We start from the raw sequence: 14,695 nt of genomic DNA, 5'->3' as shown, positions 1-14,695 counted from the left end.
GTCCGAGTGATCCCGCCCACGTCCGCCCGGCTGTCCCTACTGTGGGGGGGGCAGGTTCATGAGGCTCACGGGGAGTGGGCCACTGAGCGGGTCCTCGGGGGGAGCGCACCACCATGCAGCCGCTGGAAGCGGGCGAACCGCAGAATATCGGTGATTACCGGCTGCTCGGCCGCCTGGGGTCGGGCGGCATGGGCCGCGTGTACCTCGGCCGCAGCGCCGGGGGCCGGACGGTCGCCGTGAAGATCGTCCATCCGCACTTCGCCCTGGACGAGGAGTTCAGGGCCCGGTTCCGCCGTGAGGTGGCGGCCGCCAGGCTGGTCGGCGGGGCCTGGACGGCGCCCGTGCTGGACGCCGATCCGGACGCGCCGGTGCCGTGGGTGGCGACGGGTTACGTGGCGGGCCCCTCGTTGACACAGGCCGTGGCGGGGCACGGGCCGCTGCCTGAGCGTTCGGTACGGGCACTGGGCGCGGGGCTCGCGGAGGCGCTGGGTGCGGTGCACGCGCTGGGCCTCGTGCACCGGGACGTGAAACCGTCCAATGTGCTGCTGACCCTCGACGGCCCCCGCCTCATCGACTTCGGCATCGCCCGCGCGACCGATGGCACGGCCTCGCTCACCTCCACCGGCGTCTCGGTCGGCTCGCCCCGCTACATGTCGCCCGAGCAGATCCTCGGCAAAGGGGTCACCCCGGCCGCCGACGTCTTCTCGCTGGGCGCGGTCCTGGCGTACGCGGCGACGGGCACGGCCCCGTTCCCCGGTGACTCCGCCGCGTCGCTGCTGTACAAGGTGGTGCACGAGGAACCCGAACTCGACGGTCTCGGCGGCGACTTGCGAGAACTGGTCGCGCAGTGCCTGACCAAACCGGCCGCCGGGCGGCCGACCCCGGCCCAGGTCGCGGCCCGGCTGGCCCCGGGCGGGGCGGCGGACGTGGTCGCGGCGGGCTGGCTGCCGGGGCCGCTGGTGACGGAGGCGGGCCGCAGCGCGGTCCGCCTGCTGGACCTGGAGGTGTCCGCGCGCGAGGCACCGTCGGGCCCGGTGCCGTTCACCCACGGGGCGGTGGGCGAGTTCGGCCCGCCCCCGACGTCTTACGGAAGCGGGCCCGGTGGCTCCGGTGGACCTGGCGGGTCCGGTCCCGGGATCTCCGTGTCGGTCGTGTCCGAGGTCGCGCCGGCCGAGGCGCCCGGCAGCCGGGGCAGGCGGCGCAGCTGCACGTTGGTGCTCGCGGTCGCGGGGGCGCTCGCCGTCGCCACCCTCGGCAGTACCTTCCTGTTCGACAAGTGGCCCGGCCAACGAAGCGACGACGGTCCGGGGAGCTCGGGCGCCGGCACGCCCCCTTCCGCATCGGCCGCCCCTTCGCGCTCCGCGACCGCCGGGCCCGGTGAGGTGCCGGACGGCTTCGTCGGCAAGTGGCGCGGCAGCCTCACCGAGGCCACCACCCGCCAGCCGCACGGTGACGTCACCCTCGCGATCGTCAAGGGCGGCAAGGGCCAGGTCGTGTACCGGTCGACGTACGAACTCGGCGCGATCAAGTGCTACGGCGTCGGCCGGCTGCTCTCCGTGTCCGCCGACGAGATCCGGGTGGTCGACAGCACGGACCCCGACCGCCCGTCCACTCCGCTGCTCTGCTCGGGCGACTCCAGCGAACTGACCCTGAGCAGGAACCCGGACGGCACCCTCCGCTACACCTCGCCCTCCGCCGCCCAGGGCAAGCCGTACGGAGACCTCAGCAAGCAGTAGCCGGGCGGCCCGGCCGGAGCCCGCGGGCTGGCCGTCGTGCCTCCAGGTGCGGCCGGGGCCTCGCCGGGCCCCCGCTCGGCCGCCCGCGGGTTCCGGGTCCCGCTGGCGTACGCTGGATCGGTCTTGCCGTACCGCCCCGCACCTCGCCGTGCACCCCTTTGGGAAGGAACCGCCCCGGTGACCGAGAAGGCCGACCTCCAGTCTGTCCTTGACCGTGCCGCCGAGGGTGGCCGCATCACCCCCGAGGAAGCGCTCGACCTCTACCGCGACGCCCCGCTGCACGCGCTGGGCCAGGCCGCGGACGCCGTGCGCCGCCGCCGGTACGCGGGTACCGAGGACATCGCGACGTACATCATCGAGCGCAACATCAACTACACGAACTCGTGCGTCACCGCGTGCAAGTTCTGCGCGTTCTTCGCGGCGCCCAAGAGCCCCGACGTGTGGACCCGCGACCTCGACGACATCCTGCGCCGCTGTGCGGAGACCGTCGAACTGGGCGGCACGCAGATCATGTTCCAGGGCGGCCACCACCCGGACTACGGCGTCGAGTACTACGAGGAGCACTTCGCCGCGATCAAGAAGGCGTACCCCCAGCTGGTCATCCACTCCCTCGGCGCGTCCGAGGTCGAGCACATGGCCCGCATCTCCAAGGTGTCCACGAAGGAGGCGATCCAGCGCATCCACGCCGCGGGCCTCGACTCCTTCGCGGGAGCCGGCGCGGAGCTCCTCCCGGCCCGCCCCCGCAAGGCCATCGCGCCGCTCAAGGAGTCCGGCGAGCGCTGGCTGGAGATCATGGAGGAGGCGCACAACCTGGGCGTCGAGTCCACCTCGACCATGCTCATGGGCACGGGCGAGACCAACGCCGAGCGGATCGAGCACCTGCGCATGATCCGCGACGTGCAGGACCGGACGGGCGGCTTCCGTGCGTTCATCCCGTACACCTACCAGCCGCAGAACAACGCGCTGAAGGGCCGCACGCAGGCCACCCTCTTCGAGTACCTGCGCATCATCGCCCTCGCGCGGATCTTCCTGGACAACGTCGCGCACATCCAGGGCTCCTGGCTGACCACGGGCAAGGAGGTCGGCCAGCTGTCGCTGCACTACGGCGCCGACGACCTCGGCTCGATCATGCTGGAGGAGAACGTCGTCTCGTCCGCCGGGGCCAAGCACCGCTCCAACCGGATGGAGATCATCGACCTCATCCGCAAGGCGGGACGGATCCCGGCCCAGCGCGCCACCACGTACGAGCACCTGGTCGTGCACACGGACCCGGCCGACGACCCGGTCGACGACCACGTCGTCTCGCACCTCTCCTCCACGGCGATCGAGGGCGGCACGGCCCACCCCGAGCTGAAGCTCCTCGCCTCCAACTGACGCGCCGGTGCTGACGATCCACCGGGTGCGCGGCATCCGGGAGGCGGACGGCGCGGCGGGGGACACGGTCGTCGTGGACGGCGACCGCATCTCGGCCGTCGGTACGTACGAGGAGCTCGGCCCGCGCCTCGGCGCGGGTGCGCGGGTCAGGGAGTGGGACGGCTATCTCACGGCCGGCCGCTTCGAACCTGACGCGGTGAGCCTGTTGCAGACGCGCTACTGGCCCGACCCGCGTGAGGCGGACACGCTCGGCGCGGAGCCGCTGTCCGGGTTCGCCCTGCACGACCTGGACATGACCGACGCGCGGTGGGGCGCGAGTGCGCGCCGGGGTGTCCAGCGGCTCCTGGCCCGGGGCACGACGGCGGTGGCGGGACCCTTCACGCATCCGGCGGTACGGGTGGCGGTCGAGCGCTCCCCGGTCCGCGTGCTGCACGCGCCGCGGCCGAACTCGCTGGTCCCCTCGGCGGTGGCGGACTTCGCGGTGTTCGCCGAACCGGGCGGGGAGTGCCTGGTGACGGTGATCGGCGGCCGACTGGTCTTCCGGCGGAGGTAGGCCGCCGTGCGGGGGTGTTCCGGCGGAGGTGGGCCCTTGTGCGGTGGCGCCCCCCGGCCGCCGCCTCCCGAAGACCCTGGCCGCCTGCCTCGCCCACGCGGAGCGCCCCCCGGCCGCCGCCTCCCCGAGACCCTGCACAATGGGCGGGTGACCCGAGCATCCCTGGACAAGCAGCCGCACGAAGTCGCCTCGATGTTCGACGACGTGGCGGCGAACTACGACCTCACCAACACCGTGCTCTCCCTCGGCCAGGACCGCGCCTGGCGCAAGGAAGTGGCGAAGGCCGTGGACGCCGGGCCCGGGAAGCGGATCCTCGATCTGGCAGCGGGCACCGCCACCTCCTCGCTCCCCTTCGCCGCCACCGGCGCGTACGTCGTGCCCTGCGACTTCTCCATCGGAATGCTCCGTGAAGGCAAGCGGAAGCACCCGCACCTGCCGCTCACCGCCGGTGACGCGACCAGGCTGCCGTTCCGGGACGAGTCCTTCGACGCCGTCACCATCTCCTTCGGGCTGCGCAACGTCGCCGACACGGACGCCGCGCTGAAGGAGCTGTACCGGGTGACGAAGAAGGGCGGGCGGGTGGTGATCTGCGAGTTCTCGCACCCCACCTGGGCGCCGTTCCGCAAGGTCTACACCGAGTACCTGATGCGGGCGCTGCCGCCGGTCGCGACGGCCGTGTCCTCCAACCCGGACGCGTACGTCTACCTCGCCGAGTCCATCCGCGCCTGGCCCGACCAGGCCGGGCTCGCCGCCAAGCTCCAGGGCGCCGGCTTCTCGAAGGTCGCCTGGCGCAACCTGACAGGCGGCGTCGTGGCGCTGCACCGGGGCGTACGGGACTGATGGTCCCCGCACACGGCCCCGCCGCGCCGGAGCACGGACGGGAGACCGAGCAGCCCGCCGACTTCGACTTCCAGGGCATCCTGCGGCAGATCGAGCGGGACGTCCGTCCGCAGATCGGCGCGGGTCAGGTCGCCGAGTACATCCCGGCGCTCTCCTGCGTCGACCCCGGCAGCTTCGGCATGGCCATCGCGGACCTCGACGGCAAGGTGTACGGGGTGGGGGACTGGCAGCGGCCGTTCTCCACCCAGTCCATCACCAAGGTCTTCGCCCTGGCCCTGGCCCTCGCGCAGGGCGGTGACGACCTGTGGCAGAAGGTCGGCCGCGAGCCGTCGGGCAACCCGTTCAACTCCCTGGTCCAGCTGGAGTACGAGAACGGCATCCCGCGCAATCCCTTCATCAACGCGGGCGCCCTCGTCGTCACCGACCGCCTCCAGACCCTCACCGGCGACGCGAGCAGCGAACTCCTGGAGTTCCTGCGCCAGGAGAGCGGCAACCCCGACGTCAGCTTCGACCCCGAGGTCGCCGCCTCCGAGTCCGACAACGGTGACCGCAATGCCGCCCTCGCCCACTTCATGGCGTCCTACGGCAACATCGCCAACCCCATCCCCGCCCTCCTCGACCACTACTTCTGGCAGTGCTCGGTCCGGATGAACTGCTCCGACCTGGCCCTGGCCACCCGCTTCCTGGCCCGGCACGGCCTGCGCGCCGACGGATCGCGGCTGCTGCCGCGCCGGCTCGCCAAGCAGATCAACGCGGTCATGCTGACCTGCGGGACGTACGACGCGGCGGGCGAGTTCGCCTACCGGGTGGGGCTGCCGGGCAAGAGCGGTGTCGGCGGCGGGATCGTGGCCGTCGTGCCGGGGACCTGCACGGTGTGCGTGTGGAGCCCGGGGCTCGACCCGCAGGGGAACTCGGTGGCCGGCATAGCGGCCCTGGACCGGTTCACGACCCTGACGGGCCTGTCGGTCTTCTGACCCGCCACACCGCCCGGGCCGGCCCCGGCCGCGCGCCGGGGGCCGTCGGTCAAGGCGCCACCCCCGGCATCCGCCTACCGGCTGCTCCTCACAGCGCCAGCCGGTAGCAGTACCCCCTGCGCTCGGGCTCCGAGCCGGGGACGACGAACGTCTCCGCGAGCCGCATGCCGAGCCGCTCGGCGACGGCGACGGACCGGGTGTTGCGTGCGTCGACCATCGCCGCCACCTCCGGCACGCCCGCGGCCCGCACCCGCGCCAGGGTGGCCTGCGCGCCTGCGGTGACGTACCCCCGGCCCCAGTACTCGCGCCCCAGCCGCCAGCCGATCTCGATCTCGCCGACCGGTCCGAAGTGGCTGTGCGGCCACGGCTGGGCGCCGGTGAAGCCGATCACCGTGTCCGCCTCGTCGAGCAGGGTCCAGAAGCAGAAGCCCCGCTCCGCGTCGTGCTTGCGCTGGCGCGCCGTCAGCTCCTCGTACACCGAGACGCCGTGCGGCTTCCCGCCGTGGAACTCCATGACCTCACGGTTCTTGAACACGTCGTACCAGGCGTACGCGTCCTCCTCGATGGGCACGCGCAGCCGCACGGTGGGCAGCGTGCGGGACGGCACGGCGGACGCCGCGGGAGCCGCGGGGGGCGTGAGGGTCATGTGGGCAGCCCTTCAGATGAGTGAGAGGTACGCCCCCATAGACTGCCCCTTGCCCTGTGCCGTCAAGGCACGACATCGACATCGAGTCTTACGGGAGACCCCGCCGTGACCGAGCCCGCGACCTCGACCCCTTCCGAACACAGCGCAGATGTGATCGTCGTCGGGGCCGGACCCGCCGGCTCCGCGACCGCGTACTACCTGGCCAAGTCGGGTCTGGACGTGCTGCTCCTGGAAAAGACGGCGTTCCCGCGCGAGAAGGTCTGCGGTGACGGCCTCACCCCCCGCGCCACCAAGCAGCTCGTCTCGATGGGCATCGACATCTCCGAGGAGGCGGGCTGGCTGCGCAACAAGGGCCTGCGCATCATCGGCGGCGGCCAGCGCCTCCAGCTGGACTGGCCGGAGCTGGCCTCGTACCCGGACTACGGACTGGTCCGCAAGCGCGACGACTTCGACGAGCAGCTCGCCCGGCAGGCACAGAAGGCGGGGGCGCGGCTGTACGAGCGCTGCAACGTCGGCGCGCCGGTCGTCGACAAGCGCACCGGCCGCATCACCGGTGTCGAGGCGAAGCTCGGCGAGGAGAAGCTGCCGGTCACCTTCCACGCCCCGCTCGTGGTCGCCGCGGACGGCAACTCCACGCGGCTGTCCCTGGCGATGGGCCTGCACCGCCGCGACGACCGCCCGATGGGTGTCGCCGTACGCACCTACTTCACCTCGCCCCGCCACGACGACGACTACCTGGAGTCCTGGCTGGAGCTGTGGGACCGCCGTGGCCCCCAGGACCGTCTCCTCCCCGGCTACGGCTGGATCTTCGGCATGGGCGACGGCACGTCCAACGTGGGTCTGGGCATCCTCAACTCCTCGAAGGCGTTCAAGGAGCTGGACTGGCGCGAGGTCCTCAAGGCCTGGTGCGCGTCGATGCCGTCCGAGTGGGGCTACACCCCCGAGAACATGACGATGCCGATCCGCGGCGCCGCCCTCCCGATGGCCTTCAACCGCCAGCCCCACTACACCAAGGGCCTGCTCCTGGTGGGTGACGCGGGCGGCATGGTCAACCCGTTCAACGGCGAGGGCATCGCCTACGCGATGGAATCCGGCCAGATCGCCTCCGAGGTCATCGTGCAGGCGCACGCACGCGCCACCCCCGCCCAGCGCGAGATGGCACTGGCCCGCTACCCGCAGGTCCTGAAGGACACGTACGGCGGCTACTACACGATGGGCCGCGCCTTCGTGAAGCTGATCGGCAACCCGAAGATCATGAAGCTGGCGGCGGAACGCGGCCTCACCCACCCCGTCCTGATGCGCTTCACGCTCAAGATGCTCGCCAACCTGACCGACCCGACGGGCGGCGACGCGATGGACCGCATCATCAACGGCCTGGCGAAGGTGGCCCCGAACTCCTGACCGACGGGCAGGAGTTGTGACGCGTGGCCCCGCCGGCGCCGACCGGCGCCGCCGGGGCCCACCCGGCGCACGGCACGCCCGTCCTGGGGTGCGGGAGTGGGGTCGCCGCAGGGCCTCAGGTGAGCCGCTGGAACACTCCCCGTATGGACACGGCAACCACGAGCCCCCGCATCGCCACCGGCACCCTCGAAGGGCCGCCGTCCTGGCGTCTGCTCCCCGCCGCCCCGTCCGACGTCGAGCGCATCGCGGAGCTCCGCGCCGTCGTCATGCGGCCCGACCTCGAACGGCTCGGCCGCTACGACGAGGTCCGGGTCAGGCAGCGGCTGCGCGACGTCTTCGTCCCCGCCCACACCTGGCTCATCGAGTCCGAAGGCGCCTTCGCCGGCTGCGTCACGCTCCGCCCGCTCGGGGACACGGCAGCCGTCGACGCCGTCCCGGACAGCGCAGCCGGCACGGACCCCTCGGACGCCGACGCCGTGCCGGACACCGCGGCCGACGGCGACGCGGGCGGTGACAGCGGCCCGCGGCCGGAGAACGTCCACCTCCCGGAGCACCTCCTGCGCACGGCGGGCTGCTACTGGCTGGAGAACTTCTACCTGGCCCCCGCCCACCAGGGCCGTGGCCTCGGCGGCGCCGTCCTGCGCCACCTCCTCGCCCGCACCGACGGCGAGGGCCGTGCCGTACGTCTCGACGTCCTTCAGGGCAGTTCCGCGCGTCGCCTCTACGAACGCCACGGTTTCAGCCTGGAGCGCGAGGACCCCGTCGATGTCTACCTGGTCCGGCCCGCGCGCGTCTGAGCCGTCACCTCGCCGCAGCCGGTCCCGCCGCCGCGACGAGCTGGCGGAGTGCCGAGTGGAAGACCTCGTGGTCCGTCAGCACCGGCAGGATCTCCCGCACGTGTCCCGTCAGTGCGGGGAAGGCCTCCGGGTCCAGCGCGGCGAGCGCGGCGCGGGTGCGGGCCGCGTGGTCCCGCGGTGCCCGGTGATCGACGAAGCTGGCGCAGCCCAGCGTGAGCAGGTACATCCGGCGGTACGTCGCCATGGCCTCCGCCGGAGCCATCCCCCGTGCCAGGTTGGCTGCCACCGCGGGTTCCGTCAGCCGGGCCAGCAACTGCGGTCCCAGCCACGGCCGGGCGCCGCGCAGTGCGACCAGTCCCGGATGTGCCACCAGCAGTTCGTACAGCGCCCGGAAGCGGATCTCGGTCGCCTCGGCCCAGTCCGTCTCCGGCGCGACCTCCGGGATTTCGGCGGCCAGGTGGTCCGTGCACAGGTCCAGCAGCCCCGCGATGTCGGTGCACCGCCGCTGGACGGTGGCGTGCGAGATGTTCAACCGGTCCGCGACGCTGCGGAAGCTGAGCGCCTGCGGACCGTCCCGGTCGACGATCGACAGGGCGGTCCGCGCGATGAGTTCGGGTGTCGCCCGGTCCAGGGAAGGTGATTGCCTCGGCATGGGAGACACCGTACGGTACGGCGTATCAAGCGTCCGCACCCCCTCCCGCCCTGGAGCCTCCATGCTGCCCGCACCCCTCCTCACCCCCGGCGAGATCAAGGCCGCGGCCGACCGCATCGCCGGGCACATACGGCCGGTCGCCGTGGCGCAGGCGGCCCCCGGCCACTTCCTCGCCCTCGAATTCATGCAGCACACCGGCAGTTTCAAGGCGCGCGGTGCGATGAACTTCCTGCTCGCCCACCGGGAGGCGGGCCTGCTCCCCGACGCGGGGCTGACCATCGCCTCGGGCGGCAACGCGGGACTCGCCTGCGCGTGGGCGGCGCGCGAGCACGGCGTGCGGGCGACCGTCTTCCTCCCGCAGACCGCGCCGCCGGTGAAGGTCGCCAGGCTGCGCGCGTACGGCGCGGAGGTACGGCTGACCGGCGCGCGGTACGACGAGGCCCGCGCCGCCTGCGAGGAGTTCGCGGCGGCCTCGGGCGCCCTCGCCTCGCACGCCTACGACCACCCGCTCGTCTCGGCGGGCGCGGGCACCCTCACGGACGAGGTCGTCGACCGCGTCCCGGACGGCGTCGACACGCTCGTCGTCTCGGTGGGCGGCGGCGGGCTCTTCGCCGGAGTGGCAACCGCCGCGCTGGAGAGGGGGATCGAGGTCGTCGCCGTGGAGCCGGAGAACTGCCGCGCCCTGCACGCCGCACTCGCCGCGGGCCGTGTCGTCGACTCCGCGGTGGACTCCGTCGCCGCCGACTCCCTCGGCGCGCCCCGGGTCTCACAGAGCGCCCTCGACACGGCCCGCCGGGCCGGCGTGCGCCCCGTGCTCGTACCGGACGCGGCGATCGTACGGGCGAGGCAGCAGCTGTGGGACGAGCGCCGCCTCGTCGTCGAGCACGCGGCGGCCACCGCCTACGCGTACGCGCCGCAGCCGGGGGAGCGCACCGCGGTCGTGCTGTGCGGCGCCAACACCGGCCTCGCAGACCTCGTCTAGGACGCGCGGGCAAGTCCGTACGGCAGCGGGCCGGGCCCACGGCTGAGGGCCGCCGTCCCCGAGCGGGGGGACGACGGCCCTAGGTCAAACAAGGAACAGAAGGGACGAATCAGAGCACGCGCACGGCGCCGGTCGGCGGGTCGTAGGACAGGGGGCGCTCGACCACACCGGTGCTGGAGTTCTGCGCACCGACGAAGTTTCCGTTACCCACGTAGACACCCGTGTGGTACGCGCTGCCCGCGCTGCCCCAGTAAAGGATGTCGCCCGGCTGGAGGTTGTCCAGGCCGACCTGGGTGCCCGCGGTGGACTGGCCCTGCGAGACGCGCGGCAGGTCGACGCCGATGCTGCCGAACGCGGCCTGCATGAGGCCGGAGCAGTCCCAGGCGTTGGGGCCGGTGCTGCCCATGACGTACGCGTCGCCGATCTGTGCCCGCGCGAACGCGATGACGGAGGCGGCGCTGCCGGAGGCGGAGGACGAGGACGACGGGGACGACGACGCCGAGCTGCCGGAGTCATCGGAGGAGGAGGAAGAAGAGGACGACGACGAGGGGGAGGAGGAGTACGAGGCGAGGGTGGTGCGCTCGGAGGAACGCGAGGCGCGCTCCTGCTCGGCCTTCTCCTCGGCCTTCTTACGGGCGGCCTCGGCGGCCTTCTTCTCGGCCTCCGCCTTGCGGTCCGCCTCGGCCTTGGCCTTCTTGGCGTCCTTCATGGCGGTCTCGGCCGCGGCGTCCTGACGGACCTGGCGGTCGTACTCGAAGGCGATCTGCTGCGTTGCTTCCACAGCGGTGTTGACCGTGGCGGACTGGGCAGGGGCGGAAGCGGCGGTGGTCGTCAGCGTGGGCATCTCGACGGTCTCGTGCACCGGCTCCGCGTTCGCCGGAGCCGCCGCACCAGCCACCGCGATGGTGCTGAGGACGCCGCCGGCAACTCCGGCACGGAGCGCCATCTTCGAGGCGCTGCGGCGGGGCTTCCGGTGGCTGGGTATGTGAGCGGTGTGGGACATGAGAACAACCGCTATCAGAGGTAACGAGTCGGCATCAAGAAACGTGGTGTCCGCCACAGTTGCCATCCAACGGCCTGAATTCCGCGTCCGCGCACGCTTATTGACGCCGTAAAGGGCAAATCGGGCATCACCGCTCAACCCTGTGATCATGGGTTTTCAGCAATACGCCCGAATTGCCCCGACGCCTACCATCCGTTCACACGCATGGCCAAGCCCGCTTTTCTGACGGTCCCTTAGTGGTGACGCAGGTCACAATGTGCGCCGCCCGGCCGGACTTGTCCGTTCGTGAAAGCGTGCACGGGTCCACCCGCCTCCCCGGAACCCCTCGTGCGGGTGAGCGCGAATCCCCTATCACTGGAGCGCGTCCAGCTCCAATTTGCCTGTAGTGGCCATCGCTTGATAGAGCGCCACCTCTCCCACCAGCGAAAACTTCTCCGAATGTCACGTCAGGTGATCACTTGCGCGCTTCCGGTACGTAGATCACCGTGCATCCGCGTTCATGATCCTTCGTCAGGTGGTGGAGATCACAAAGGCGTTGCCGTACCCCGTGTCGCAGATCACAGACCGGCAGGCATAGGATGCGGGGCAGTCAGGCTTGTGAACTGCCTCACATATCCGCGATCTTCATACGGTTCCACCGCGGCGAGGCGCACCGGCCCCCCGCGACGGGGCAAGTTCGAGCCCGGCGCGGTCCAACGGTCAAGGACGACTGGAAGGAGCGAGGAGGGTGAATGCTTACGCGCCCATCCTTGTGCTCGGCGCCCTCGGGGCAGGGTTTGCGATCTTCTCCGTGGTCATGGCCACGCTTATCGGCCCCAAGCGCTACAACCGGGCGAAGCAAGAGGCGTACGAGTGCGGCATCGAGCCCACTCCGACCCCGGCCGGAGGCGGCCGCTTTCCCATCAAGTACTACCTGACGGCGATGCTGTTCATCGTCTTCGACATCGAGATCGTCTTCCTCTACCCCTGGGCGGTCTCCTTCGACGCCCTGGGGATTTTCGGGCTCGTCGAGATGCTGCTCTTCGTGCTCACCGTTTTTGTCGCGTACGCGTACGTATGGCGTCGCGGCGGCCTGGAATGGGACTGAGGGGCTGAGGGAACACCCATGGGACTCGAAGAGAAACTGCCGAGCGGCTTTCTGCTGACGACGGTCGAACAGGCCGCGGGCTGGGTGCGGAAGTCCTCCGTCTTCCCCGCGACCTTCGGCCTCGCCTGCTGCGCCATCGAGATGATGACGACGGGAGCGGGCCGCTACGACCTGGCCCGCTTCGGCATGGAGGTCTTCCGCGGCTCGCCCCGGCAGGCCGACCTGATGATCGTGGCCGGCCGGGTCAGCCAGAAGATGGCGCCGGTGCTGCGACAGGTCTACGACCAGATGCCGAACCCCAAGTGGGTCATCTCCATGGGGGTTTGCGCCTCCTCGGGCGGCATGTTCAACAACTACGCGATCGTGCAGGGCGTCGACCACATCGTGCCGGTCGACATCTACCTGCCCGGCTGCCCGCCCCGCCCCGAGATGCTGATCGACGCGATCCTCAAGCTGCACCAGAAGATCCAGGGCTCCAAGCTCGGCGTCAACGCGGAGGAAGCGGCCCGCGAGGCGGAGGAAGCAGCTCTCAAGGCGCTCCCCACGATCGAGATGAAGGGGCTGCTCCGGTGAGCGACAGCGAAGTGAACGGCCGGCACCAGGACGAGAGCGAGCCGCACGGCGTGCCCGCCCCGCGCGGCGCCGGAGCCGAGGTCCTGCGTACCCGCAAGGGCATGTTCGGTGCCAACAACGGCGGTGACACCACCGGTTACGGCGGACTCGTCCGCACGGTCACCTTCCCCGGCGAGTCCTCGCGGCCCTACGGCGGCTGGTTCGACGAGGTGGCGGACGAGCTGGAGGGCGCGCTGGAGGAGCAGGACCTGCTCCCCTCGAACGTCATCGAGAAGACGGTCGTGGACCGCGGCGAACTCACCTTCCACATCGCCCGCGAGCACCTTCTGACGGTGGCCCGCACGCTGCGCGACGACCCGGCCCTGCGCTTCGAGCTGTGCACCGGCGTCAGCGCCGTGCACTACCTGGAGGACAAGGGCCGCGAGCTGCACGCCGTCTACCACCTGCGCTCACTCACCCACGGCCGGCTGATCCGCCTCGAAGCCGGCGCCCCCGACGCCGACCCGCACGTGCCGTCCCTGGTGTCGGTCTATCCGACCAACGACTGGCACGAGCGCGAGGCGTACGACTTCTTCGGTCTGATCTTCGACGGCCACCCCGCCCTCACCCGGATCATGATGCCGGACGACTGGCAGGGCTTCCCGCAGCGCAAGGACTATCCCCTCGGCGGCATCGCCGTCGAGTACAAGGGCGCCCAGATCCCGGCTCCGGACCAGCGGAGGTCGTACTCGTGACCACCCCCCCTTCTTCCCCTTCTTCCGCCTCGGCTCGCGAGACCACCGAGGGCACCGTCTACACGGTCACCGGTGGCGACTGGGACGAGGTCGTCCAGGCCGCGTCGAAGGCCGACGACGAGCGCATCGTCGTCAACATGGGCCCCCAGCACCCGTCCACGCACGGCGTGCTGCGGCTGATCCTGGAGATCGACGGCGAGACCGTCACCGAGGCCCGCTGCGGCATCGGCTACCTCCACACCGGTATCGAGAAGAACCTCGAATTCCGGAACTGGACGCAGGGCACCACCTTCGTCACGCGCATGGACTACCTGACGCCGTTCTTCAACGAGACCGCGTACTGCCTGGGCGTCGAGAAGCTGCTCGGCATCACCGACCAGATCCCCGACCGCGCCAGCGTCATCCGTGTCCTGCTGATGGAGCTCAACCGGCTCTCCTCGCACCTGGTGTGCATCGCCACCGGTGGCATGGAGCTCGGCGCCACCACGATCATGATCTACGGCTTCCGGGACCGCGAACTCATCCTGGACGCCTTCGAGCTGATCACCGGACTGCGGATGAACCACGCGTTCGTCCGGCCCGGCGGCCTCGCCCAGGACCTCCCGCCCGGGGCCATGGACAAGCTCGGCGAGCTCCTGAAGACCATGCGCAAGAACCTGCCGGAGTACGACAAGCTCGCCACCGGCAACCCCATCTTCAAGGCCCGCATGCAGGACGTCGGCTACCTCGACCTCACCGGCTGCATGGCGCTGGGCGCCACCGGGCCGGTACTCCGCTCGGCCGGACTGCCGCACGACCTGCGCAAGACCGACCCGTACTGCGGTTACGAGACGTACGACTTCGAGGTCCCCACCGCGGACACCTGCGACTCCTACGGCCGTTTCCTGATCCGCCTCGAAGAGATGCGCCAGTCCCTCGACATCGTCGAGCAGTGCCTGGAGCGGCTCAAGAAGCCCGGTGACGTCATGGTCGCCGACAAGAAGATCGCCTGGCCCGCCCAGCTGGCCATCGGCGCCGACGGCCTCGGCAACTCGCTCGACCACATCAAGAAGATCATGGGCACCTCGATGGAGGCCCTGATCCACCACTTCAAGCTGGTCACCGAGGGCTTCCGGGTCCCGGCGGGCCAGGCCTACGCGGCGGTCGAGTCCCCCAAGGGCGAACTGGGCGTGCACGTCGTCTCCGACGGCGGCACCCGCCCCTACCGGGTCCACTTCCGCGACCCGTCCTTCACCAACCTCCAGGCCATGGCGGCGATGTGCGAGGGCGGCCAGGTCGCCGACGTCATCGTCGCCGTCGCGTCCATCGACCCCGTGATGGGAGGCGTCGACCGATGACCGATG

Annotated in this window: 15 protein-coding genes; 12 read left to right on the top strand and 3 right to left on the bottom strand. The window is 71.1% G+C overall.

Going from position 1 to position 14,695, the window contains the following annotated elements:
* Positions 1-113 precede the first annotated feature (113 nt).
* The 5 genes from ACIQM4_RS08815 (at position 114) to ACIQM4_RS08795 (ending at position 5,477) form a co-directional block, all read left to right on the top strand.
* The gene (locus ACIQM4_RS08815; protein ID WP_401587862.1) at positions 114-1,736 is read left to right on the top strand and encodes a serine/threonine-protein kinase; all 1,623 of its coding nucleotides are present in this window, start codon (positions 114-116) and stop codon (positions 1,734-1,736) included.
* 177 nt (positions 1,737-1,913) lie between these two features.
* Entirely contained in the window at positions 1,914-3,110 is a 1,197-nt protein-coding gene (mqnC, locus tag ACIQM4_RS08810) for a cyclic dehypoxanthinyl futalosine synthase (RefSeq protein ID WP_401587860.1), read from the top strand.
* A 7-nt stretch (positions 3,111-3,117) separates the two neighbouring features.
* Entirely contained in the window at positions 3,118-3,663 is a 546-nt protein-coding gene (locus ACIQM4_RS08805) for a hypothetical protein (RefSeq protein ID WP_401587858.1), read from the top strand.
* A gap of 147 nt (positions 3,664-3,810) precedes the next feature.
* A complete protein-coding gene (locus tag ACIQM4_RS08800; RefSeq protein ID WP_401587855.1) occupies positions 3,811-4,503 on the top strand; it encodes a demethylmenaquinone methyltransferase in 693 nt (230 codons plus the stop codon).
* The gene (locus tag ACIQM4_RS08795; RefSeq protein ID WP_401587853.1) at positions 4,503-5,477 is read left to right on the top strand and encodes a glutaminase; all 975 of its coding nucleotides are present in this window, start codon (positions 4,503-4,505) and stop codon (positions 5,475-5,477) included. Before ACIQM4_RS08800 ends, ACIQM4_RS08795 begins: the two co-directional genes overlap by 1 nt.
* A gap of 88 nt (positions 5,478-5,565) precedes the next feature.
* On the opposite strand, the gene ACIQM4_RS08790 is transcribed toward ACIQM4_RS08795, so the two are convergent.
* The gene (locus tag ACIQM4_RS08790; protein ID WP_401587850.1) at positions 5,566-6,123 is read right to left on the bottom strand and encodes a GNAT family N-acetyltransferase; all 558 of its coding nucleotides are present in this window, start codon (positions 6,121-6,123) and stop codon (positions 5,566-5,568) included.
* A gap of 105 nt (positions 6,124-6,228) precedes the next feature.
* Between ACIQM4_RS08790 and ACIQM4_RS08785 the strand changes: the two genes are divergently transcribed.
* Both ACIQM4_RS08785 and ACIQM4_RS08780 read left to right on the top strand, forming a co-directional pair.
* Positions 6,229-7,524, top strand: a complete 1,296-nt coding sequence (locus ACIQM4_RS08785) for a geranylgeranyl reductase family protein (RefSeq protein ID WP_401587847.1) — start codon at positions 6,229-6,231, stop codon at positions 7,522-7,524.
* Positions 7,525-7,667: 143 nt separating this feature from the next.
* Entirely contained in the window at positions 7,668-8,321 is a 654-nt protein-coding gene (locus ACIQM4_RS08780) for a GNAT family N-acetyltransferase (protein WP_401587844.1), read from the top strand.
* 4 nt (positions 8,322-8,325) lie between these two features.
* On the opposite strand, the gene ACIQM4_RS08775 is transcribed toward ACIQM4_RS08780, so the two are convergent.
* Positions 8,326-8,973, bottom strand: coding sequence for a TetR/AcrR family transcriptional regulator C-terminal domain-containing protein (locus ACIQM4_RS08775; protein WP_401587841.1), 648 nt, complete (start codon positions 8,971-8,973; stop codon positions 8,326-8,328).
* Positions 8,974-9,034: 61 nt separating this feature from the next.
* Here ACIQM4_RS08775 and ACIQM4_RS08770 point away from each other — a divergent pair, with 61 nt between their 5' ends.
* Positions 9,035-9,955 carry a serine/threonine dehydratase gene (locus ACIQM4_RS08770; RefSeq protein ID WP_401588257.1) on the top strand — a complete coding sequence of 307 codons (921 nt, stop codon included), beginning with the start codon at positions 9,035-9,037 and terminating at the stop codon, positions 9,953-9,955.
* 109 nt (positions 9,956-10,064) lie between these two features.
* On the opposite strand, the gene ACIQM4_RS08765 is transcribed toward ACIQM4_RS08770, so the two are convergent.
* Positions 10,065-10,958: a C40 family peptidase gene (locus ACIQM4_RS08765; protein ID WP_401587838.1), complete on the bottom strand. Its 894-nt coding sequence runs from the start codon at positions 10,956-10,958 to the stop codon at positions 10,065-10,067.
* 727 nt (positions 10,959-11,685) lie between these two features.
* Between ACIQM4_RS08765 and ACIQM4_RS08760 the strand changes: the two genes are divergently transcribed.
* The 4 genes from ACIQM4_RS08760 to ACIQM4_RS08745 are packed head-to-tail and all read left to right on the top strand — an operon-like array spanning position 11,686 to position 14,689.
* Positions 11,686-12,045: an NADH-quinone oxidoreductase subunit A gene (locus tag ACIQM4_RS08760; protein WP_189821185.1), complete on the top strand. Its 360-nt coding sequence runs from the start codon at positions 11,686-11,688 to the stop codon at positions 12,043-12,045.
* A gap of 18 nt (positions 12,046-12,063) precedes the next feature.
* Positions 12,064-12,618 (top strand): NuoB/complex I 20 kDa subunit family protein, encoded by a 555-nt coding sequence (locus ACIQM4_RS08755; RefSeq protein ID WP_384350743.1) that lies wholly within the window; start codon positions 12,064-12,066, stop codon positions 12,616-12,618.
* Entirely contained in the window at positions 12,615-13,352 is a 738-nt protein-coding gene (locus tag ACIQM4_RS08750) for an NADH-quinone oxidoreductase subunit C (protein ID WP_401587834.1), read from the top strand. Before ACIQM4_RS08755 ends, ACIQM4_RS08750 begins: the two co-directional genes overlap by 4 nt.
* Positions 13,349-14,689: an NADH-quinone oxidoreductase subunit D gene (locus ACIQM4_RS08745; protein ID WP_401587831.1), complete on the top strand. Its 1,341-nt coding sequence runs from the start codon at positions 13,349-13,351 to the stop codon at positions 14,687-14,689. The genes ACIQM4_RS08750 and ACIQM4_RS08745 overlap by 4 nt, the downstream gene beginning before the upstream one ends.
* Positions 14,690-14,695 lie beyond the last annotated feature (6 nt).

Origin of the sequence: Streptomyces sp. NPDC091272 (assembly GCF_044757485.1) — a bacterium.
Taxonomy (GTDB): Bacteria; Actinomycetota; Actinomycetes; order Streptomycetales; family Streptomycetaceae; genus Streptomyces.
The sequence above is the reverse complement of the archived record's forward strand: the minus strand, read 5'-3'. Positions and strand labels throughout refer to the sequence as shown.

Excerpts from the sequence above, each read along its gene's own strand:
- ACIQM4_RS08815 (WP_401587862.1), top strand. The coding sequence starts at position 114 with ATGCAGCCGCTGGAAGCGGGCGAACCGCAGAATATCGGTGATTACCGG.
- ACIQM4_RS08795 (WP_401587853.1), top strand. The coding sequence starts at position 4,503 with ATGGTCCCCGCACACGGCCCCGCCGCGCCGGAGCACGGACGGGAGACC.
- ACIQM4_RS08790 (WP_401587850.1), bottom strand. The coding sequence starts at position 6,123 with ATGACCCTCACGCCCCCCGCGGCTCCCGCGGCGTCCGCCGTGCCGTCC.
- ACIQM4_RS08780 (WP_401587844.1), top strand. The coding sequence starts at position 7,668 with ATGGACACGGCAACCACGAGCCCCCGCATCGCCACCGGCACCCTCGAA.
- ACIQM4_RS08775 (WP_401587841.1), bottom strand. The coding sequence starts at position 8,973 with ATGCCGAGGCAATCACCTTCCCTGGACCGGGCGACACCCGAACTCATC.
- ACIQM4_RS08770 (WP_401588257.1), top strand. The coding sequence starts at position 9,035 with ATGCTGCCCGCACCCCTCCTCACCCCCGGCGAGATCAAGGCCGCGGCC.
- ACIQM4_RS08765 (WP_401587838.1), bottom strand. The coding sequence starts at position 10,958 with ATGTCCCACACCGCTCACATACCCAGCCACCGGAAGCCCCGCCGCAGC.
- ACIQM4_RS08755 (WP_384350743.1), top strand. The coding sequence starts at position 12,064 with ATGGGACTCGAAGAGAAACTGCCGAGCGGCTTTCTGCTGACGACGGTC.